This window comes from Nocardia pseudovaccinii NBRC 100343 (assembly GCF_001613225.1).
GTDB lineage: Bacteria > Actinomycetota > Actinomycetes > Mycobacteriales > Mycobacteriaceae > Nocardia > Nocardia pseudovaccinii.
This window is the reverse complement of record NZ_BDBY01000158.1, coordinates 1-20,523: the sequence shown is the minus strand read 5'-3', so window position 1 is coordinate 20,523 and position 20,523 is coordinate 1. Positions and strand designations below refer to the sequence as shown.

Annotated in this window: 19 protein-coding genes and 1 pseudogene; 16 read left to right on the top strand and 4 right to left on the bottom strand. The window is 65.4% G+C overall.

From position 1 onward, the window contains the following. The first annotated feature begins 50 nt into the window (after nt 1–50). The 9 genes from NP3_RS18690 (at nt 51) to NP3_RS18650 (ending at nt 7,421) form a co-directional block, all read left to right on the top strand. Nucleotides 51–797, top strand: a complete 747-nt coding sequence (locus NP3_RS18690) for a DivIVA domain-containing protein (RefSeq protein ID WP_063042879.1) — start codon at nt 51–53, stop codon at nt 795–797. Between the two features lie 77 nt (nt 798–874). After that, nucleotides 875–1,504 (top strand): YceD family protein, encoded by a 630-nt coding sequence (locus NP3_RS18685; RefSeq protein ID WP_063042878.1) that lies wholly within the window; start codon nt 875–877, stop codon nt 1,502–1,504. A 54-nt stretch (nt 1,505–1,558) separates the two neighbouring features. Further along, nucleotides 1,559–1,741 carry a 50S ribosomal protein L32 gene (gene rpmF, locus NP3_RS18680; protein ID WP_014987105.1) on the top strand — a complete coding sequence of 61 codons (183 nt, stop codon included), beginning with the start codon at nt 1,559–1,561 and terminating at the stop codon, nt 1,739–1,741. Nucleotides 1,742–1,763: 22 nt separating this feature from the next. Then, nucleotides 1,764–2,486 (top strand): ribonuclease III, encoded by a 723-nt coding sequence (rnc, locus tag NP3_RS18675; RefSeq protein ID WP_063042877.1) that lies wholly within the window; start codon nt 1,764–1,766, stop codon nt 2,484–2,486. Between the two features lie 146 nt (nt 2,487–2,632). Further along, nucleotides 2,633–3,493, top strand: a complete 861-nt coding sequence (gene mutM / locus NP3_RS18670; protein ID WP_063042876.1) for a bifunctional DNA-formamidopyrimidine glycosylase/DNA-(apurinic or apyrimidinic site) lyase — start codon at nt 2,633–2,635, stop codon at nt 3,491–3,493. 62 nt (nt 3,494–3,555) lie between these two features. Next, nucleotides 3,556–4,137, top strand: coding sequence for a dihydrofolate reductase family protein (locus tag NP3_RS18665; protein WP_063042875.1), 582 nt, complete (start codon nt 3,556–3,558; stop codon nt 4,135–4,137). 5 nt (nt 4,138–4,142) lie between these two features. After that, the gene (locus tag NP3_RS18660; RefSeq protein ID WP_084508683.1) at nt 4,143–5,216 is read left to right on the top strand and encodes a PHP domain-containing protein; all 1,074 of its coding nucleotides are present in this window, start codon (nt 4,143–4,145) and stop codon (nt 5,214–5,216) included. A gap of 151 nt (nt 5,217–5,367) precedes the next feature. Next, nucleotides 5,368–6,906, top strand: coding sequence for a PstS family phosphate ABC transporter substrate-binding protein (locus NP3_RS18655; RefSeq protein ID WP_245721002.1), 1,539 nt, complete (start codon nt 5,368–5,370; stop codon nt 6,904–6,906). Nucleotides 6,907–6,971: 65 nt separating this feature from the next. Then, nucleotides 6,972–7,421, top strand: a complete 450-nt coding sequence (locus tag NP3_RS18650; RefSeq protein WP_063042874.1) for a carboxymuconolactone decarboxylase family protein — start codon at nt 6,972–6,974, stop codon at nt 7,419–7,421. Nucleotide 7,422: 1 nt separating this feature from the next. Here the strand turns inward: NP3_RS18650 and NP3_RS18645 are convergent, their stop codons facing one another. Next, on the bottom strand, nt 7,423–7,704 hold the full coding sequence (locus NP3_RS18645) for a hypothetical protein (RefSeq protein WP_063042873.1): 282 nt from the start codon (nt 7,702–7,704) through the stop codon (nt 7,423–7,425). Between the two features lie 370 nt (nt 7,705–8,074). On the opposite strand from NP3_RS18645, the gene NP3_RS18640 reads away from it, so the two are divergent. The 3 genes from NP3_RS18640 (at nt 8,075) to NP3_RS18630 (ending at nt 11,673) form a co-directional block, all read left to right on the top strand. After that, the gene (locus tag NP3_RS18640; protein ID WP_169814514.1) at nt 8,075–9,271 is read left to right on the top strand and encodes a glycosyltransferase family 4 protein; all 1,197 of its coding nucleotides are present in this window, start codon (nt 8,075–8,077) and stop codon (nt 9,269–9,271) included. Beyond that, nucleotides 9,268–11,406 (top strand): amylo-alpha-1,6-glucosidase, encoded by a 2,139-nt coding sequence (locus NP3_RS18635; RefSeq protein WP_063042872.1) that lies wholly within the window; start codon nt 9,268–9,270, stop codon nt 11,404–11,406. Before NP3_RS18640 ends, NP3_RS18635 begins: the two co-directional genes overlap by 4 nt. A gap of 81 nt (nt 11,407–11,487) precedes the next feature. Further along, nucleotides 11,488–11,673 (top strand): hypothetical protein, encoded by a 186-nt coding sequence (locus NP3_RS18630; RefSeq protein ID WP_063042871.1) that lies wholly within the window; start codon nt 11,488–11,490, stop codon nt 11,671–11,673. A 49-nt stretch (nt 11,674–11,722) separates the two neighbouring features. Here NP3_RS18630 and NP3_RS18625 read toward each other — a convergent pair whose 3' ends face one another. Genes NP3_RS18625 through kdpA form a run of 3 tightly spaced genes read right to left on the bottom strand, consistent with a single transcriptional unit; the run spans nt 11,723 to nt 16,413 of the window. Beyond that, nucleotides 11,723–12,610 carry a potassium-transporting ATPase subunit C gene (locus tag NP3_RS18625; RefSeq protein ID WP_063042870.1) on the bottom strand — a complete coding sequence of 296 codons (888 nt, stop codon included), beginning with the start codon at nt 12,608–12,610 and terminating at the stop codon, nt 11,723–11,725. Nucleotide 12,611: 1 nt separating this feature from the next. Further along, entirely contained in the window at nt 12,612–14,741 is a 2,130-nt protein-coding gene (gene kdpB / locus NP3_RS18620; protein ID WP_063042869.1) for a potassium-transporting ATPase subunit KdpB, read from the bottom strand. Between the two features lies 1 nt (nt 14,742). Next, nucleotides 14,743–16,413, bottom strand: coding sequence for a potassium-transporting ATPase subunit KdpA (gene kdpA, locus NP3_RS18615; RefSeq protein ID WP_063042868.1), 1,671 nt, complete (start codon nt 16,411–16,413; stop codon nt 14,743–14,745). A gap of 466 nt (nt 16,414–16,879) precedes the next feature. Here kdpA and NP3_RS48030 point away from each other — a divergent pair, with 466 nt between their 5' ends. The 4 genes and pseudogenes from NP3_RS48030 to NP3_RS50460 form a co-directional block, all read left to right on the top strand. After that, nucleotides 16,880–17,032, top strand: coding sequence for a hypothetical protein (locus NP3_RS48030; RefSeq protein WP_157124384.1), 153 nt, complete (start codon nt 16,880–16,882; stop codon nt 17,030–17,032). Next, entirely contained in the window at nt 17,029–19,530 is a 2,502-nt protein-coding gene (locus tag NP3_RS18605; protein ID WP_063042867.1) for an ATP-binding protein, read from the top strand. The genes NP3_RS48030 and NP3_RS18605 overlap by 4 nt, the downstream gene beginning before the upstream one ends. A gap of 38 nt (nt 19,531–19,568) precedes the next feature. Beyond that, the gene (locus NP3_RS18600) at nt 19,569–20,276 is read left to right on the top strand and encodes a response regulator (RefSeq protein WP_063042916.1); all 708 of its coding nucleotides are present in this window, start codon (nt 19,569–19,571) and stop codon (nt 20,274–20,276) included. Between the two features lie 96 nt (nt 20,277–20,372). Beyond that, nucleotides 20,373–20,523: pseudogene (locus tag NP3_RS50460) on the top strand (OsmC family protein); the annotation flags it as partial.

Genomic DNA, 20,523 nt, shown 5'->3' with positions numbered 1-20,523 from the left:
GCCACGGCGGAAAGTTTCGCTGTAGGTCTGCACGAGAGTGGGGTAGGAGCATGTATCGCGTATTCGAAGCTCTCGACGAGCTGGTCGCCATTGTCGAAGAAGCACGCGGCATCCCGCCGACCCGCAGCTGCATCGTGCCGCGCGGTGATGTGCTCGAACTGCTCGACGACGTGCGCGATGCACTGCCCGGCGAACTCGACGACGCCCAGGATGTGCTCGATCATCGCGACAAGATCGTCTCCGACGCCCGCAACACCGCCGAGACGACCGTGACCACCGCCAACGACCAGGCGCACCAGACCATCGGATCGGCCCGCGAGGAGGCCGACCGGATTCTCGCCGACGCCAAGGCGCACGCCGACCGCATGGTCGCCGAGGCCAGCGCGCACGCCGACCACCTGGTGAATACCGCACAGGCCGAGGCCGATCGCATCGTCGCCGACGGCAATGCCGAATTCGAGGCCGTCACCGGTCGGGCCCGCATCGAATCCGAGCGGATGATCGAGGCGGGCAAGGCCTCCTATGACCGTTCGGTCGCCGAGGGTGAGGCCGAGCGCGACCGCTTGGTCACGCAGACCGAAGTGGTGCGTGCCGCACATGCCGAATCGGCCCGGTTGATCGACGGTGCGAACGAAGAGGCCGATCGGATGCGCGACGAATGCGACCATTACGTCGACAGCAGGCTCGCCGACTTCGAGGAGACCCTCAACTCCACTCTGCGGACCGTGCGCGGCGGACGTCACCAACTGCGCTCGGGTGCGGGCGCTCCGGATTACGCGGCCGACTACCGTCGCTGACGGTTTGGGTCCGCACCGGGCCCTCGCGTATTGTGGAGTGGTTGCCCATTTCCCCTCGAATGTGAAGTGAGTTCGTGATGTCCGCCGGTTCCGGTCCCGATTCGCGCCCTCGTTCGGCCTCGCGCCGTGCGCCGGACGCGGGTTTCGTGCTGGATGTCATCAGCCTGGGCCGTCGCCCCGGCACGATGAAAGAGTTGCATCGCGTCGTCACCACCGACGAGCGGATCGGGCTGGATCTGATCGCCATTCCGGTGGGCGCCGAGGTGGACCTCGATCTGCAGTTGCAGGCGGTGTCCGAGGGTGTGCTCGTCACCGGGACGGTCTCCGGGCCGACAGCCGGTGAGTGCGCGCGCTGCCTCGAACCGTTCACCGCAACGGTGGAAATTCAGCTCACCGAGCTGTTCGCCTACCCGCACAGCGCGACCGAGCAGACCACCGAGGACGACGAGATCTACCGCATCGTCGACGACAAGATCGACCTGGAACCGGTGATCACGGACCAGATCGGCTTGGAGCTGCCGCTGCAGCCGCTGTGCGCTCCGGACTGCGCGGGCCTGTGCCCGGAATGCGGTGTCCGGATGGCGATTGCGGGTTCCGGCCATGGGCATGAGATACTTGACCCTCGCTGGGCCGGGTTGGCGAAGTTCGCCGCCGAGTCGCCCGGCAATGGCAGCCCCGATTCGGGTGCAACCAACACAGACCATTAAGACCGAGACAGTGCTGCCGTACCGGCAAGCAATAGGACAAGAGGAGAAGTAGTCGTGGCCGTTCCGAAGCGCCGGATGTCCCGTTCCAACACCAGGTCGCGGCGCAGCCAGTGGAAGGCCACCGCGCCGACCCTGATCACGTGCCCGAACCGCGCCTGCGGCGAGAAGACGCTGCCGCATATCGCGTGCCCCTCCTGCGGCACCTACAAGGGCCGCCAGGTCACCGCTGCTGTCTGATCGTTCGACCTGTCGTATCGACGTGACCGCCAGTAGGGACGAATCCGGCGCGTCCGGTGAACATGCGAGCCTGCTCGCGGCGCTCGGCGTCGACGTGCGGGCCGATCTGCTGCGGCTGGCGCTGACGCACCGGTCGTACGCGTACGAGAACGGCGGACTGCCGACCAACGAGCGTCTGGAATTCCTCGGCGACTCGGTCCTCGGCCTGAGCATCACCGAGCGGCTGTACCACGAGCACCCGGACAAGTCCGAGGGCGAACTGGCCAAGCTGCGGGCGAGCGTGGTGAATATGCACGCGCTCGCCGAGGTGGCGCGCGGGCTCGGCGAGGGCGGGCTCGGCGTGCACCTGCTGCTCGGTAAGGGCGAGGAGCTCACCGGCGGCCGGGATAAGCCGAGCATTCTCGCCGACGGCATGGAGTCACTGCTCGGCGCAGTCCATCTCGAGCACGGTATCGATGTCGCGCGTGAGGTGGTGCTGCGGCTGTTCGCCGATCTGCTCGAGCGCGGACCGCGGATGGGCGCCGGACTGGACTGGAAGACCAGTCTGCAGGAGCTCACCGCCGAACGTGGCCTCGGCGTGCCCAGCTACGAGATCACCTCGACCGGTCCCGACCACGACAAGGAATTCACGGCGACCACCGTGATCGGCGGTCGTCCGTACGGTCAGGGCGTCGGCCGCTCCAAGAAGGAAGCCGAGCAGAAGGCCGCGGGCGCCGCCTATCAGGCGCTGACCGACGGTATCTGATTTGCGGCGCCTGCGGCACCGCGTGTTCGCGGCCCCCTGGTGTCTCGCGTCCGAGCTGCCGAGACTCGCGACTGCGTCGCATGCGCTTCGGCCACTCGGCCGCGAACGGCGCTCGTAAGACTCGCGCGTGGTCGATAGGAGTGTTGATGCCTGAGCTTCCCGAGGTCGAGGTCGTCCGGCGCGGACTCGCCGCTCATGTCGTCGGGCGGGTGGTCGAATCCGTCACGGTGAGCCATCCCAGATCGGTGCGCCGCCATCTCGAAGGTGCGGATGATCTGACGGCTCGGATGAAGGGGCTGCGGGTTGCCGCCGCCGAGCGGCGCGGCAAATATCTGTGGCTCACCTTCGACGATCCGGACACCTCGCTTGTCGTCCATCTCGGTATGAGCGGGCAGATGTTGGTGCAGCCCGCCGACGCCCCGGTGGAGAAGCACGCGCATATCCTCGCGACCCTCGACGACGGTGCGCAATTGCGCTTCGTCGATCAGCGCACCTTCGGCGGCTGGGCGCTCGCACCGTTGGTAGAGGTCGACGGGACTCCGGTACCCCAACCTGTGGCCCATATCGCGCGGGATCCGCTGGACCCGCGCTACGACCCTGAGGTCGTGGTGGCCGCGGTGCGCGCCAAACAGACCGAGATCAAGCGGGTGCTGCTGGATCAGACCGTGATCTCCGGCGTCGGCAATATCTATGCCGACGAATCTCTATGGCGGGCGAAGATCCATGGCAACCGGCTCGCGTCCGGGCTGACCAGACCCGCCGTGCGCACCCTGCTCACCGATGTCGGCACAGTGATGGAGGAGGCGCTCGCGGCCGGTGGCACTTCGTTCGACGCGTTGTATGTCAACGTCAACGGCCAATCCGGCTACTTCGAACGCTCGCTCGCGGTCTACGGCCGCGAGGACGAACCGTGTCGTCGCTGCGGTGCGCCCATCGTGCGGGAGAAGTTCATGAATCGTTCTTCCTATTCCTGCCCGCGCTGCCAACCGAAGGCCCGTCGCCGTTAGGGTTGGCGAGCTACCGTTCTTTTAGGCGGCTCGGGAGCCGACTGGCCGTGGAGGAAGGACTTATGCGCAAGCTCACCTACTACGTCGCTTCGACTATCGACGGGTTCATCGCCACCGAGGAGGGGTCGGTCGACTTCTTCCCGGTCGGCGGCGATCACGGCCCGGCGATCACCGCGCAGTATCCCGAGACCCTGCCGACGAAGGTGCGGGAGGCCCTCGGCATCGATAAGCGCAACCGATACTTCGACACCGTGCTGATGGGTCGCAAGACCCACGACTTCGGCGTGCGGACCGGAACCTCCAGCCCGTATTCGCATCTGCGTCAGTTCGTCGTATCGACGACGCTGCCGGAGAGTCCGGATCCTTCGGTGGAGCTGATCTCGGCCGATCCGCTCGCCACCGTGCGAGAGTTGAAGCGGGACAACGGGCTCGGGATCTGGCTATGCGGCGGCGGGGAGTTGGCGCAGGAGTTGCTGCCGGAGATCGATCAGATCTTCCTGAAGCTGTACCCGGTCGTACTCGGCCGCGGCCGCTCGCTGTTCGGTTCCGGCGCGCGCCTGCCCGAGGCGGCCCGCTTCCGGGTGATCACCAGCCGGGTGTTCGAGGACGGCGTCGCCTTCGTGAAGTACAGCCGGATCAGATAACCGCCGTGGCGGAAGACGATTCGATCGTCGCTCCGGATCCGGGGAACTCTCCGGGCCCGGTGGAGGCGCTGCGCGAGATCGGCTTCTGGTTGGAACGCGCACGGGCGCAGACACATCGGGTGAAGGCGTACCGACGTGCCGCCGATATCGTTGACCAACTGTCCGAGGACGAGCAGGCAGCCCATCGCGCCGCGCACAGCTGGCAAGAACTCGCGGGGATCGGGCCGAAGACCGCCGCCGTCATCGAACAGGCGTATTCCGGTGCGGTGCCGAACTATTTGAGCGAACTCCGCAAGGCCGCGCAGCCCATCGGGTCACCGGGCAAACCCATGCGGGCCCAGTTGCGCGGCGATCTGCACACCCACTCCGACTGGTCCGACGGCGGTAGTCCGATCGCGGAGATGATGGGCATCGCGGCCGCGCTCGGCCACGAATATTGTGCGCTGACCGATCATTCGCCACGGTTGACCGTCGCCAACGGGCTTTCGGCGGACCGGTTGCGACGGCAGCTGGATGTGGTCGCGGAGCTGAACGAACGAGTCGCGCCGTTCCGGATTCTCACCGGGATCGAGGTGGACATCCTCGATGACGGGACCCTGGATCAGCAGAGCGATCTGCTCGCCGAACTCGATATCGTTGTGGCCAGCGTACATTCGCATCTGCGTGCTGACAGCGAGACGATGACCAAGCGCATGGTGTACGCGGTCGCGAATCCGAATGTGGATGTACTCGGCCACTGCACCGGCAGACTGATCGCGGGGCAGCGGGGTCTGCGGCCCGAGTCGAGTTTCGATGCCGAACTTGTCTTCGAGGCGTGCCGGAGTTACGGGACAGCAGTAGAGATCAACAGTCGTCCTGAACGGCTCGATCCGCCGTCGCGACTGCTGCGGATGGCGGTCGAGATGGGGTGCTATTTCTCGATCGACACCGATGCGCACGCCCCCGGTCAGTTGGATTGGCTGGGTTACGGCTGTGAGCGCGCTGTCGCGAACGATGTTGCGGCGGAACGGGTTATCAACTCATGGCCAGCCGAGAAGCTGCTCGCTTGGACGAAATCGGCAGCTGGGGACGTGGTTTGATCGTCGCCTCGGCGCGAGCGGGCCGACCCGGTCGGAGGTGACTTCGGCGGCAGCTGCTGACCGCCGGGTTAACTGTTGCCGAACACTCGTGCGGGATCTGGGAGGATGCCCGATGACGTTCGAGAATGGTTGACACAAAGATCTCTTGGGGGTGGCGGCACCGGTGGGTGGCTTTCCGATCGAAATCGTGCTCGGACTCATCGGTATCGCGGTGCCGATCGTCGCGTTCCTCTGGGAGTTCGTCTTCGTCGGACGCAAGGAAATCGGCTATCGGGTGCAGATGGATACGCCGGTCACCGGTGAGATCGAATCGGTCTTTCCTGGTGTACTGCCGCAGCTGCGCCCCGAGCACGAAGGTGTGAGTCCGCCGCTGAAGGATCTATCGGTGGTGCTGGTCCGTATCGAAAACAGCGGTGCGACACCGATCGATACGCACGACTACCGGGCGCCCGAGGCGGGGCGGGTCGGCCTGCATCTGAACTTTTCGCAGCGCAGGGTCATCGGCATGGCGGTGACCGAGCTGAGTGACGAGGGTCTGGCCGATTCGCTGGGGCGTGATTCGGGTATCGCGGTTCGTGAGGATACCGAAGGACATATCGGTGCCATCGATCTGCCGAGGGTTCCACTCAATCGCGGTGATCACTACAAGATCCTGGCCATTCTGCAACGTTCGGAGGGTACGGGGGAGTATGCGGATCCGGTACTGAGCGGCGGCATCAAGGGTGGGCGGATCATCGAAACCCAGAGCCGCACCGGCATTTCGCGAGTGATGGTGGCGCTCACGGCCTTTCTGGTCGTGGTGATCGTCGTCCAGCTGCTGGTCTCCGTGCTGTCGCCCGACCCGACGCCATTGGATTGTGCCGCGGGCAAACTCACGGTGGTCGGCTCGTCGGCCTTCGAACCGGTCATACGCGATGCGGCCGCGCAGTACGGGAAGCGGTGCACCGGAGCGGAATTCACCTTCGGCTTCGAGGGCACCGAACGCGGCCTCGACCGGCTCGCCGAGGAGGGCAAGGACCATCCCGATCTGCTCACGATCAGCGACGGCCCGAAAGGTGATGGCTACCAACCGTTGCTGGACCGTCCGCTGGCGTTGTCGCTGTTCACCATGATCGTGCACAAGGATGTCGGCGTCACCAACCTTTCTGTCGCACAGATCCAGGATCTGTATCAGGGCCGCATCACCAACTGGCGCGATGTCGGCGGTGCCGACCTACCGGTCGTGCTGGTCAATCGGATACCGGGGTCGGGCACTCGAAATACGTTGGAGCGCAGGGTCCTCGGCGGTGCGCAGCCAGATCGGCCGCATGTCAGCTGTGTCGCGATCAAGGATGGCGCGCCCGCGACGGCCAGATATTGCGATGTGCAGGTCACCAAGGATATGCAGAAGGCTGTCGGCGACATTCCGGGCGCGATCGGCTACAGCGAGTTCTCTGAGGCGGTCAAGGCGGGAGCCACTACCCTCACCATCAATGGCGTAACACCGGGTCGGGACGCCGCCGTCAACCGCAGCTATCCGTTCTGGGGCGTCGAATACGCCTACAGCTACGGTGAACTCCCCGGCGATTCGCTCGGCGCGAGCTTCCTGCATTTCTTGACCGATCTGACCGGTAAGGATGTGCTGCGCGAACATGGCAACGAGCCGTGCGGTGAGCTGCCCGATCGGGCCCGCTGCCTGCCGTCTTCGTGACGTTGTCACAGATTCGGCGGCTGTCTCGTCCTACTCGGGTAAGCGATTTCGAGAGAGGATGACCCATGTCACGCATGCAACTCGCCGAGGTGGCGCCCGAGATCTACCAGGCCTGGTACGCCGCAGAGCAGGCGATCCGCCGCGGACCACTGGATTCGACGGTGCGCGAGCTGGTGAAGATCCGCGTTTCCCAGATGAACGGCTGCCTGTTCTGCATCGATATGCACACCACCGACGCGCGGATGGCGGGCGAGACCGAACAGCGGATCTACTACCTCAATGCCTGGCGCGAGTCGGTGAAGTTCACCGAGGCCGAACGAGCCGCCCTCGCCTACGCGGAAGCGGTCACCCGACTCGGTGAACACGGTGTCAGCGACGAGATCTGGGCCGAAGTGGAAAAGAACTTCGAGGCGGGCGCGCGGGCCGGTCTGGTCGCGGTCACCGCGATGATCAACCTGTGGAACCGGATCGGGGTGCCGCTGCGCATGCAGCCTGCGTCGGCGGCCGAGTCGTGACTCAGTCGTCCGAGGGCAGGATCGGTCTGCTGAAGTAGTCCTCGACCGGGACCGGACCGGTGTAGCGTCGGCAACCGCACTGCACCCATACGGGCCCGCCGTACGTCTTGCGGACCAGCTCGGCATGGCAGGTGCCCGCCTCCGGATCGTGCAGCGCCAGGTCGTGACCACAGCCGCACCGGGCCACTGTGGATCCAGCGGGCGAGCGCCTGCCGAACCGCCCGACGGCCCAGCCGACACCGGCGATTCCGGCCCCGGCGGCAAGAGTGATGGGATCGAACATGCGTCTATTATATGTATGCGTATAAAGAGGCGGTAGCGCAATCGAACGCCGGATTCGTTTTGCTCGCCCGGCCAACTCGGAACCGTCAATTGTCGGATAATTCTCCGCGATATCAACACCGGATAATGGGCTATTTCATCCCAAATGCTGAGATTTCACACGGACTGCGTGGTTTGAACACCCAGAAATAAGGTACGTCTGTGTGCGGCCCCCCTGTTCACGCCGATCGGCGTGACCAGGCCAACCAAGCCTTCATGGACGGCGGTGCAGGCTCCAGTCTTCACCTCCGCCGCGGCGGCCAACACGTTCGGCGCCCAGCGCACCGAAGTGCTGGGTGGATGTGCACAAGGTTGTCCCTGGAAGGATGGTCATGAGCGCAGGTCTGATCGCGCCGAATTCGGCGCACATTGCCGCTTCGGATTTGCTGTCTACCGATCACGTCGGCGAACGATTCCGCATTGCGATGGTTGTTCCGCCTTACTTCGACGTACCGCCGAAGGCCTATGGCGGAGTCGAGGCGGTAGTCGCCGATTTGGTCGACGCATTGGTCGCGCGCGGGCACGACGTGACATTGTTCGGCGCCGGTGAACCCGGCACCACCGCGAAATTCGTTCCGGTGTGGGATCGCGCACTACCCGAACGGCTCGGAGAGCCGTTCCCCGAGGTCGTGCACGCTCTGAAGGTGCGTAGGGCGATCGAACAGGTCGCCGCGACCTCCGGCGTGGATCTGGTGCACGACCACACGTTTGCCGGACCACTGAATGCCCCGGCGTATATGGGACTGGGCTTACCAACAGTGGTGACCGTGCACGGGCCGGTCGACGAGGGCGACTGCTATCACTACTACCGCGAATTGGGCCAGGAAGTATCGCTGGTCGCCATCAGTGATCGGCAGCGCGAATTGGCGCCCGATCTGAATTGGGTCGGTCGCGTACACAATGCACTGCATGTCGACCAGTGGCCCTATCAAACCGAAAAAGGCGACTACGCACTGTTTCTCGGCCGCTTCACCGCAACCAAGGGCACGCATCTCGCATTGGAAGCCGCGCACGAGGCCGGTATTCCGCTGGTGCTCGCGGGCAAATGCAGCGAAGCCCCCGAGCGGGCGTATTTCGAGCAAAAAGTGCGCCCACTGATCACCGAGCGCGATCACCTTTTCGGACTCGCGGATGCGTCGGCCAAGCGCAAACTGCTCGCGAATGCGCGCTGCCTGCTGTTCCCCATCGATTGGGAGGAACCGTTCGGCATGGTGATGATCGAGGCGATGGTCTGTGGCACACCGGTTGTCGCACTCCGCGGCGGCGCCGTTGCCGAGGTCATCGTCGATGGCGTGACCGGTCGGATCTGTGATGATCCCTCCGAACTGCCCGCCGCGATCCACGAGGCGAGCCAGCTGGATCCGGCCGCGTGTCGTGCGCACGTCGAGGCGAACTTCGGCTCGGGCACGCTCGGGCGCGGCTATGAGCAGGTCTATCACCAGCTCCTGCGTTCGCGGCGCCATGCGCGCGCGGCACTGCTGCTCGATAAGACGGTGCCGGTCCGCATCGCCGCCAGCGAACGAGTATGACCGCAGACGCAGGCGCCGCGTCGAATCCCGCACCGCTGAATTCCGGTGAGCCGACCGGTCTCGGCGGTTGCGGCAATTCGGTGACCTTGGTCGAGGGCGGTACCTTCTGCCTGTCGAATCGGCTCGGCGATGTCGAACCGGGACATCCGCACGGGTTGTTCTTCCGCGACGCCCGCGTCATCTCCCGCTGGGAACTGCTGGTGGACGGCCAACCGGCCGAATCGCTGTCGGTGCTCAGCCCGGAGGCGTTCGCCGCCAGATTCGTGCTGCGCCGGCCACCGCAGGCCGGACAGGCCGACAGCACCCTGCTGTTGGTGCGCGAACGCCTCATCGCCGATGGCATGCACGAGATCCTGACCCTGGAAAATATGGGCCGGGAGGCCACGGCGGTCACGCTGGAATTGCATGCCGACGCGGATTTCGTCGATCTGTTCGCGGTCAAGGAGGGCCGCGTGGCGCACGGCCGCGCCGAGGTCACCGTGGCCGAAGGCGAGTTGCTGTTGCACGACCGCACCGATCGGATGCGCGGGCTCACGGTTTCGGCGACCGTCGAGCCCGCCGTTCTGCCCGGCACCCTGCTCTGGCGGGTGGTCGTACTGCCCGGCGAACGCTGGCAGACCGAGATCATTGCCCAGCCGACCGTCGGCAATCAGCGCGTCCAGGCGCCGTTGGCGCCGGGGGAGCACCATGGGCTCAGCGCACCGAGCCGCAAGATGGCGGCGTGGCGACACACCGCGACGAAGATCACTTCCGCGGATCCGGTGCTCACCCAGGTGCTTCGCCGCTCGGAAAGCGACTTGGGCGCGTTGCAGATTCACGACGAATCCGGCGAGGGTCGCCCGTTCGTGGCCGCGGGTGCGCCCTGGTTCATGACCCTGTTCGGCCGCGACAGTTTGCTCACCGCGTGGATGGCGCTGCCTTTGGAAGTGGATCTCGCGTTGGGCACACTGCAGCAGTTGGCCGAATTGCAAGGGCAGCGCATCGATCCGCTCACCGAGGAGGAGCCGGGGCGGATCATGCACGAGATGCGGCGCGGCCCCGCGAGCGGGCATGTGCTCGGCGGCAGTACCTATTACGGAACCGCCGATGCCACACCGCTGTTCATCATGTTGCTCGCGGAATGTCATCGATGGGGTGCGGATTCGGAGGTAATCAGGGAACTGCTGCCCGCCGCCGACGCCGCGGTGCGGTGGATCACCGATTTCGGCGATCGTGACGGCGACGGCTTCGTCGAATACCGCCGTGCCACCGATCGCGGGCTGATCAATCAGGGTTGGAAGGACAGTTTCGACGGAATCAACGATGCCGCAGGACATCTCGCTGAGGCGCCGATCGCGCTGTGTGAGGTGCAAGGCTATGCATATGCCGCACTGCTGTCCCGGGCGGAGTTGGCCGAGGCCTTCGACGATCAGCGTGCGGCGACCCGGCTGCGTGAGCGGGCCGCCGAACTGCGCGGCAAATTCGCCGAACAGTTCTGGCTGCCGCAGCAGGGGTGGTACGCGGTCGCGCTCGACGGCCGCAAACGGCAAGTCGATGCGCTGACAAGCAATGTGGCGCACTGTCTTTGGACCGGTATCGCCAGCGACGAGCACGCCGCCGAGATGGTCAGGCGGCTCTCCGGTCCCGAAATGGACACCGGCTTCGGGCTGCGCACCCTCGCCTCGTCGATGGGCGCCTACAACCCGATGAGCTATCACTGTGGATCGGTCTGGCCGCACGATACCGCGATCGCCGTCGCGGGCCTGCTGCGCTACCGGCAGGTGCCGGGCGCGGTCGAGCTCGCCACCCGGCTGGCGGGCGGATTACTCGATGCGGCGGCATCTTTCGGTGGTCGGCTGCCCGAGCTGTTCTGCGGATTTCCGCGCGATCAGTTCGCGGTTCCGGTCCCGTATCCCACCTCCTGTTCACCGCAGGCGTGGGCCAGCGCGGCACCGCTATTGCTGGTGCGCTCATTCCTCGGACTGGATCCGGCCGCGCCGTCGCGCACACTCACCGTCAGACCGCAACTGCCGCCGCAATGGGGCACGGTCACGCTGAGCGATCTGCGATTGGGTTCGGCGACGGTGGATCTCGTGGCCGAGGGCGATCAGGTCACCACGGTGCGGCTGCCCGACGATTGGCAGATCACGCGATGAACGGCGCCGGATCGGGTAATCCACCAATGTAAGGACATTGGTTCGCTTCTCCACTGAATACCAACAGGCTGGAGGTGCACAATGCAGACATCACTGGATCGCCGGGATCTGTGGAGCACTCAGCACCGTGATTGTAGTGCCGAGCCGATGGATCTCGATCTGGACCTGGCGCGTTTCATCTGTAGTACGCATGCGGGCCACGGACCGGACTGCCGCCAGTATCTCGCCGCGTCGGCGTATTGCTTCGCCCGCGTCGAGGACAACTGAACGAATCGGCCGAGCGCCCATTCCCGTTCGGGAATGAGCGCTCGGTTCGCTAGCCGCGCACCGGGTACCGCTTGTCGAGATCGAGATTCAGCTCGATCACATTCACACGCGGTTCGCCGAGGAAGCCGAGAGTCCTGCCCTCGGTGTGCGCGTCGACCAGTGCGCGCACCTGATCCTCGGAGATATTGCGGGCCTTGGCGATTCGCGCGACCTGGAGGGCCGCGTACCGCGGTGAGATATGCGGGTCCAGGCCACTGCCGCTGGCGGTGACCGCATCGGTGGGCACCGGTGTGCCGGTCGAGGTATCGCCGATGATCGGTACGATCCGGCCGATCGAGTAGTCCTCGCCCGGCTCGGCGCATTCGACTTGAACACCCTTGTACGTGGCCAGGAACGGCTTCGCCGGGCACACCTCGTTGACGCTCACGACCTGCACCGGGCGCGAAACCTCGCCGTCCGCGCCGCGCGGTCCGATTACCGAAAGCACCGCGCCGACACCGTCCTTGGTGCAGAACGGACGGCTGCCGTCGACCCCGTCACGGTCGCCGACCGCCTTGCTTCGCGCGCAGACCGTCGAGAGCAGGCTCAGCTTCACCTTGGCCGGATCGGCGTCGAGCGTATCGACGATGCTCTCCGGGCCGAGGTTGGACGCCGCGGTGGACAGCGGGTCGTAGCCGTCGCCCGCCGCCGACGGACGGCTCTGGAAATACTGCACGAGTGCATTGCCGTCCTTATCGGTGAACGACTGCCCGATCAGGCTGGAACCGACGACCTTGCCGTCCACCGTGATCAGCGACCCGTCCGCCTTATCGTGCAGGCCGGGAATCTGGGCGACCGCGAAAACCGCGACGGGATAGACGATTCCGGTGATCGCGGTGAGCACCAGCAGCGCACGCAACGCGGCCAGATGCTGCCGGATCCAAGTCGACATACGCATATCAGGACATCCCGGGGAGGAGTTGGACGACGAGGTCGATCAGTTTGATGCCGATGAACGGCGCGATGATGCCGCCGAGACCGTAGATGGTCAGGTTGCGGCTCAACAGTTTCGAGGCATTGCTCGGCCGGTAGTGCACACCACGCAGCGCCAGCGGGATCAGCGCGATGATGACGAGCGCGTTGAAGACGACCGCCGAAAGGATCGCCGACTGTGGACTGGCCAGCCGCATGATGTTCAGCAGGTCGAGGCCCGGAAACAGCGCGACGAACAGCGCGGGAATGATCGCGAAGTACTTCGCGATGTCATTGGCGATCGAGAAGGTGGTCAGCGCTCCGCGGGTGATGAGCAGTTGTTTGCCGATCTCCACGATTTCGATGAGCTTGGTCGGATCCGAATCCAGATCGACCATATTTCCGGCTTCCTTGGCTGCCGAGGTGCCGGTGTTCATCGCGACGCCCACATCGGCTTGGGCGAGGGCCGGTGCGTCATTGGTGCCGTCACCGGTCATCGCGACCAAGCGACCACCGTCCTGCTCCTGCTTGATCAGCGCCAGTTTGTCCTCGGGCGTCGCTTCGGCGAGGAAGTCGTCGACACCGGCCTCGTCGGCAATCGCCTTGGCGGTCAACGGGTTATCGCCGGTGATCATCACCGTGCGGATACCCATCCTGCGCATTTCGTCGAATCGCTCCCGCATGCCTTGCTTCACAACGTCTTTCAGATGAATGACGCCGAGCAGCCGGGCCTTTCCGTCATCGACCTCACCCACGACCAGCGGGGTGCCGCCGGATGCGGAGATCCCGTCGACGATCACGCCGATATGGCCGGGGACCGCCCCGCCTTGTGCGCGAACCCAGTCTGTGACCGCGCTGGCGGCACCCTTGCGCAACTGGTGGCCGTCCTGCAGGTTCACGCCGGACATACGCGTCTGGGCGGTGAATTCCACCCAGGTCGCACCGGTCAACTCACCAGGCGTGCGTTCGCGCTTGTTGAACGCCTGCTTGGCGTAGACCACGATCGAGCGCCCCTCGGGGGTCTCGTCGGCGAGGCTGGAAAGTTGTGCGGCATCGGCCAATTCGTCATCCGAGATGCCGGGCATCGGCACGAATTCCGAGGCCTGCCGGTTGCCGAGCGTGATGGTGCCGGTCTTGTCCAGCAGCAGGGTGTTCACATCACCGGCGGCCTCGACCGCACGGCCGGACATGGCAAGCACATTGCGCTGCACCAGGCGGTCCATGCCCGCGATACCGATGGCCGACAGGAGCGCGCCGATGGTGGTCGGTATCAGGCACACCAGCAGCGAGACCATCACGATGCCGGTGACACCGTGCGCGTCCAGCGCCGAGGTATCCGCCACCCCAGGGTTGTTCGACTTCGAGAAGATCGCCAACGGCTGCAGTGTCGCAACCGCGAAGACGAAGATGATGGTCAGCGCGGCGAGCAGGATATTCAGCGCGATCTCGTTCGGCGTCTTCTGCCGCGACGCGCCCTCGACGAGCGCGATCATCTTATCGATGAAGCTCGCGCCCGGCTCCTGGGTGATCTTGACGATGATCCGATCGGACAGCACGGTGGTACCTCCGGTGACCGCTGAGCGGTCGCCGCCGGACTCCCGGATGACCGGCGCGGATTCGCCGGTAATGGCCGATTCGTCCACCGATGCGATGCCTTCCACGACATCGCCGTCGCCCGGAATGACCTGGCCCGCCTCGACGATGACGTAATCGCCGCGTTGCAGCGCTGGAGCCCCGACGCTCTCCTCGACGATCCGCCCACCGGGTGACCAGTCGACCAGACGCCGAGCCATGGTGTCTGTCTTGGCTTTCCGCAGCGTGTCGGCCTGCGCCTTACCGCGTCCCTCGGCGACCGCCTCGGCCAGATTGGCGAATACGACGGTGAGCCACAGCCATACGACGATCGCCCAGGCGAAGAAGGTCGGCTTCGCCAGTGCGAGCACGGTCGACCAGACCGCGCCGATCTCGACGATGAGCATCACCGGATTGCGCCACATCGTGCGCGGGTCGAGCTTGCGGACCGCGTCCGGGATGGAGGTCAGCAGCATCTTGGGGTCCAGCACACCCTTGCGGACGCCACGTTTGTGCTGGACCGGTTCGGCTGTCGTAGTGGACATATCAGTGGATTCCTTCGGCGAGCGGCCCGAGTGCGAGTGCGGGCAGGAAGGTCAGCGCGACTAGGATCACCGTCACGCCGACGACCATGCCGACGAACTGCGGCCGGTGCGTCGGCAGCGTGCCGATCGATTCAGGGGTCTGACCCTGCTGGGCGAGCGAACCGGCCAGGGCCAGTACGAAAATGATCGGCAGGAAGCGGCCGAAGACCATGGCAAGGCCCAGCGCGGTGTTGTACCACTCGGTATTTCCGGAAAGCCCCGCGAAGGCCGAACCGTTGTTGTTCGCCGCGGATGTGAAGGCGTACAACACTTCCGAGAGCCCGTGCGGTCCGGCGTTGAGCATGCCCGCGCGCTGGCCAGGCATGGCCATCGCGGCCGCTGTGCCCACCAGCACGATCAGCGGACTGATCAGGAAGTATGAAGCTGCGAGCTTGATTTCGCGCGGCGTGATCTTCTTGCCCAGATATTCCGGTGTGCGACCGACCATCAGACCCGCGACGAAAACGGTGATCACCGCGAGGATCAGCATGCCGTACAGCCCCGAGCCGGTACCGCCCGGCGCGACCTCACCGAGCTGCATATTGAACATCGTCATCATGCCGCCGAGGCTGGTGTAGGAATCGTGGAACGAGTTCACCGCGCCGGTGGAAGTCAGCGTGGTCGCGCTGGCGAATGTCGCGGAATCGGCCACGCCGAAGCGGGTTTCGACGCCCTCGAGCGAAGCACCGATCGCGGTCGGCACCGTGCCGTGGTGCTGCAGCTGGAAGAGGTTCTGCAAGGTGACGCTGATCAGCGCGATCGTGCCCATTACCGCGACGATCGCGTAGCCCTGTTTCTTGCTGCCGACCATGCGACCGAAGGTGCGCGGCAGCGAGAAGCTGATCACCAGCAGCAGGAAGATTTCGATCCAATTGGTCCAGGTCGTCGGATTCTCGAAGGGGTGCGCGGAGTTCGCGTTGTAGAAGCCGCCGCCGTTGGTGCCGAGTTCCTTGATGACCTCCTGGCTGGCCACCGGCCCGCCGGTAATGGTCTGTTCGCTGCCGTTCAGCGTCTGCGCGACCTGATCGTGCAGGTGGAAGTTCTGGATCGCGCCACCGGCGACGAGAATGATCGCGAAGACGAAGGCCAGCGGCAGCAGGATGCGAATGGTGCCGCGCACGAGATCCACCCAGAAGTTGCCGAGATCGCCGGTATGCCTGCGGGCGAAGCCGCGCACCAGCGCGACTGCCACCGCGATGCCGACGGCCGCGGAGACGAAATTCTGCACTGCGAGCCCGGCCATCTGCACCAGGTGACCCTGGGTCGACTCACCGGAGTAGTTCTGCCAGTTCGTATTCGTCACGAAGCTGACCGCGGTATTCCAGGCCAGCGCCGGGGTCATCTCGGTGGCCGGATCGTGCAGATGCAGCGGCAGCTTGCCCTGAATCAGCTGAAGGAAGAACAGGAACAGAATGCTGACCGCCGAGAACGCCAGCACACTGCGCGCGTAGACGGCCCAGGTCTGTTCGACCTCGGGCTGGACACCGATGGCCTTGTAGATGACCCGCTCGGCGCGGGAGTGCTTCTCGGCCTTGTACACCCGAAACATGTAGTCGCCGAGCGGCACATGCACCAAGGCCAGCGCGATGATCAGGGACGCGACGAACGCGATCCCCGCGGTGGTCGTGTTCAACTAGAACCTCTCGGGGAAGAGCAGCGCCGCCACCATGAAGACGGCGATGAGGACGGCGAGGACCAGACCGATCAGGTTCGCGATCACAGCTTTTCCACCCCACGCTGGATCAGGCCGAGTAGCGCGAAGATCGCCACGGTGAGCACCGTGAACACCACGACAGACATTTACACAACCTCCATTGGCGCTCCAGGTATGGCGCGCGACATGGCGAGTCAAGCGGTCATTCGAGCTGGTGCGGAGCTTGTTTACGGGTTCTTGGCGGCCCATCGACGAGCATTGACGCTTCGTTTACGGGTACGGCTCAGGCGCTGGGTGAAAGGATGCCGTCAAGGTAGGGGGTCAACCCGTCAACACACCGTAAAGATCCAGATAGGCCGCCGATACGGGAGTAGAAATTCATCGACCGGCCATGCGGGGGATGCCAGCGCGACCGGGGTCCTATTGGTCGGTGAAAGGGATCGTCATGTCGGCTGTCACGGTCGCGGTGCTCATCGGATTCGTCTGTTGCGCGCTGATCATTCGCGCGCTGTCGGTAATGGAGCAGGATTCGGATAGCGCGACAGAACGGGTACGGATCTTCGGCGACACGCCGTATCGCGCGATGATGGACGAGTGAAACGCGGGCAACTGCGCATCTACCTCGGTGCGGCACCGGGGGTCGGCAAGACCTACGCCATGTTGGGCGAGGCCCATCGCCGACTCGAACGCGGCCGCGACGTGGTAGCTGCGGTAGTGGAGACACACGGCCGAGCCAAGACCGCGGAACTGCTGGCGGGCATCGAGCGGATTCCACCGCGCATGGTGGCGTATCGCGGGACCACACTGCCCGAACTCGATGTGGAAGCTGTGCTGCGCCGCGCACCGGCCGTGGTGCTGGTCGACGAACTCGCGCACACCAACGCCCCGGGTAGCGAACACGGCAAGCGCTGGCAGGACGTCGAGGATTTGCTGGCCGCGGGCATCGACGTGATCTCGACGGTTAATGTGCAGCATCTCGAGAGCCTCAACGATGTCGTCGAGCAGATCACCGGCATCCAGCAGAAGGAAACCGTGCCCGACGCGGTGGTGCGCAGCGCCGACCAGGTCGAGCTGGTCGATATCACGCCGGAGGCGTTGCGGCGCAGGCTTTCTCACGGCAACGTATACGCCGCCGACAAGGTCGACGCGGCGCTGCGAAACTACTTCCGGCCCGGCAATCTCACCGCCCTGCGCGAATTGGCGCTGCTGTGGCTGGCCGACCAGGTCGATGCGGCACTGGCGAAATACCGGGCCGACCACAAGATCACCGAGCTGTGGGAGGCGCGCGAACGTGTGGTCGTCGCGGTGACCGGCGGTCCCGAATCGGAGACGGTGGTGCGCCGGGCCAGCCGTATCGCCACCAAATCCAGCGCCGACCTGGTCCTGTTGCATGTGGTGCGCGGCGACGGACTCGCCGGAGTATCGACGGAACGGCTGACCCGGCTGCGGGAATTCGCCGCGAGCCTGGATGCCTCGCTGCATACCGTCACCGGTGACGATGTGCCGAATACGCTGCTGGAATTCGCCCGCGAGGTGAACGCGACCCAGCTGGTGCTCGGCACGTCCCGGCGCTCACGCTGGGCGCGCATGCTCGACGAGGGGATCGGCTCCGCCGTGGTGCAGGCATCCGGCAAGATCGATGTACACATGGTCACGCACGAGGAGGCCAATCGTGGGCTGCGCCGCTATTCGCTGATGCCGCGCCAGCCGATCCGCGCATGGCTCGCGGCGGTGCTGGTTCCGGCAGCGGTCTCGGTGATCTGTTCTTTCCTGGACGGCTATCTGCAGCTCGGCGGGCTCAGCGCGGTGTTCTTCATCGGCGTCGTCGCGGTGGCGTTGCTCGGTGGCGTTGTGCCCGCGGCACTTTCGGCGCTGCTGTCGGGCATGCTGTTGAACTGGTTCTTCGTCGATCCGCGCTACAGCCTGACCATTGCCGAACCGGACAGCTTCATCACCGTGGTGGTATTGCTGATCGTCGCGGTGGCGGTCGCCGCGCTGGTGGATGTGGCAGGCAAACAGACCAGGCAGGCGCGTCGAGCCTCCCAGCAGGCCGAGTTGCTGACCCTGTTCGCCGGTGCCGTGCTGCACGGTGCGGATCTGCCCAAGCTGCTGGAGCAGGTCCGCGAGACCTACGGTCTGCGCGCGGTCAGCATGCAGTTCGGCGACGAGGTGATCGCTGCGGTCGGCACGAGTCCGCCGCAGCGAGCGTCCGAGGCCGAGACCGCGATTCAGGCGGGCGATGCGACGAGCTGGCTGCTGTTGGCCGGACGGCCGCTCGCCGCGGTCGACCGTCCGGTGCTCAACGCGGTCGCGAACCAGGCTGCCGGGCTGGTCCGGCAGTCCAGGTTGGCCGAGGAGGCCAGCGCCGCCGCGGCCCTGCTCGAGGCCGACCGGTTGCGCCGGGCATTGCTGTCCGCGGTGAGCCACGATCTGCGCACGCCGCTGGCCGGTGCCAAGGCCGCGGTTTCCAGTCTGCGCAGTGACGACATCGAGTTCTCGCCCGAGGACACCGTCGAACTGCTGGAAACCATCGAGGAATCGGTGGATCAGTTGACCGCACTGGTCGGCAATCTGCTCGACTCGTCGCGCCTGGCGGTCGGCGTGGTGCAGCCGCAGTTCCGTCGGGTGTACATGGACGAGGTCGTGCATCAGGCGCTGGTGAGCGTCGGGATGGGTGCGCGTGGGCTGCGGCGTGCGGCAATGGATCGGGTAAAGGTGGAGGTCGGCGAGGTCTCGGTGCGGGCGGACAGCGGCCTGCTCGAGCGGGTGCTGGCCAATCTGATCGATAACGCGCTGCGGCATTCGACGCGCGACACGCCTGTGCGGGTCACCGCGGAACACGACGGCGAGCGGGTGTCGATTGCCGTGATCGATGTCGGTCCCGGTGTTCCGCCGGGCACCGAGGAGCAATTATTCGAGCCGTTCCAGCGGCTCGGCGATCGTGACAACACCACGGGCGTCGGGCTCGGCCTGTCGGTGGTGCGCGGCTTCGTCGAGGCGATGGGCGGCACCGTGCACGCCGAACCGACACCGGGCGGAGGATTGACGATGATCGTGGACCTGCCTGCCGATGAAACCGAGGTGAGCAGCCGATGATGAGCACAACGACACCGCGGACCGCACAGGAAGTCGTAATGACCGACAAGAAGCAGGAAGCACCGTCGACCAAGGTGCTTGTGGTCGATGACGAACCGCAGATCGTGCGCGCCCTGCGCATCAATTTGTCGGTGCGCGGCTATGAGGTGATCACAGCGGGCACCGGCGCGGCGGCATTGCGCGCGGCGGCCGACAAACATCCCGACGTGGTCATTCTGGATCTGGGTCTGCCCGATATGGACGGCATCGAGGTACTGGCCGGATTGCGCGGCTGGACCGCCGCCCCGGTGATTGTGCTCTCGGCTCGCACCGATTCCACCGACAAGGTGGAGGCGCTGGACGCGGGCGCGGACGACTACGTCACCAAGCCGTTCGGCATGGACGAGCTGCTGGCCCGGCTGCGGGCCGCGGTCCGGCGCGGCGCGACCGATACCGATGCCACCGATCCGGTCGTGGTGACCTCATCGTTCACCGTCGACCTCAGCGCGAAGAAGGTCACCAGGAACGGTGAAACGGTCCACCTGACCCCGACCGAGTGGGGCATGCTCGAGATGCTGGTGCGCAACCGCGGCAAACTCGTCGGGCGGCGCGAACTGCTGCGTGAGGTGTGGGGGCCGTCGTACGCCACCGAAACGCATTATCTGCGGGTGTATCTCGCGCAGTTGCGGCGCAAGCTCGAAATCGACCCGTCGAATCCGAAGCATCTGCTGACCGAGGCCGGAATGGGGTACCGCTTCCAGGAGTGATGTCTGGGAGATCACCGGCGATTCGCGGAAGGGCTCGGGCACGTGCCGCGTTGGCGGGGGTGAGAGTTCCGTTTCGAGAATGGCAGGATCGTGACCATGGCTGACCAGACCACCGCATCCGCGACCACCACCGCCGCCGCGACCGAGCCGACCACCCTGTGGGTCGAGCGCACCGGGACCAGGGCGTACACCGGCCGCAGCTCGCGCGGGGCCGAGGTATTGATCGCATCGCAGGGCGTGCCGGGGG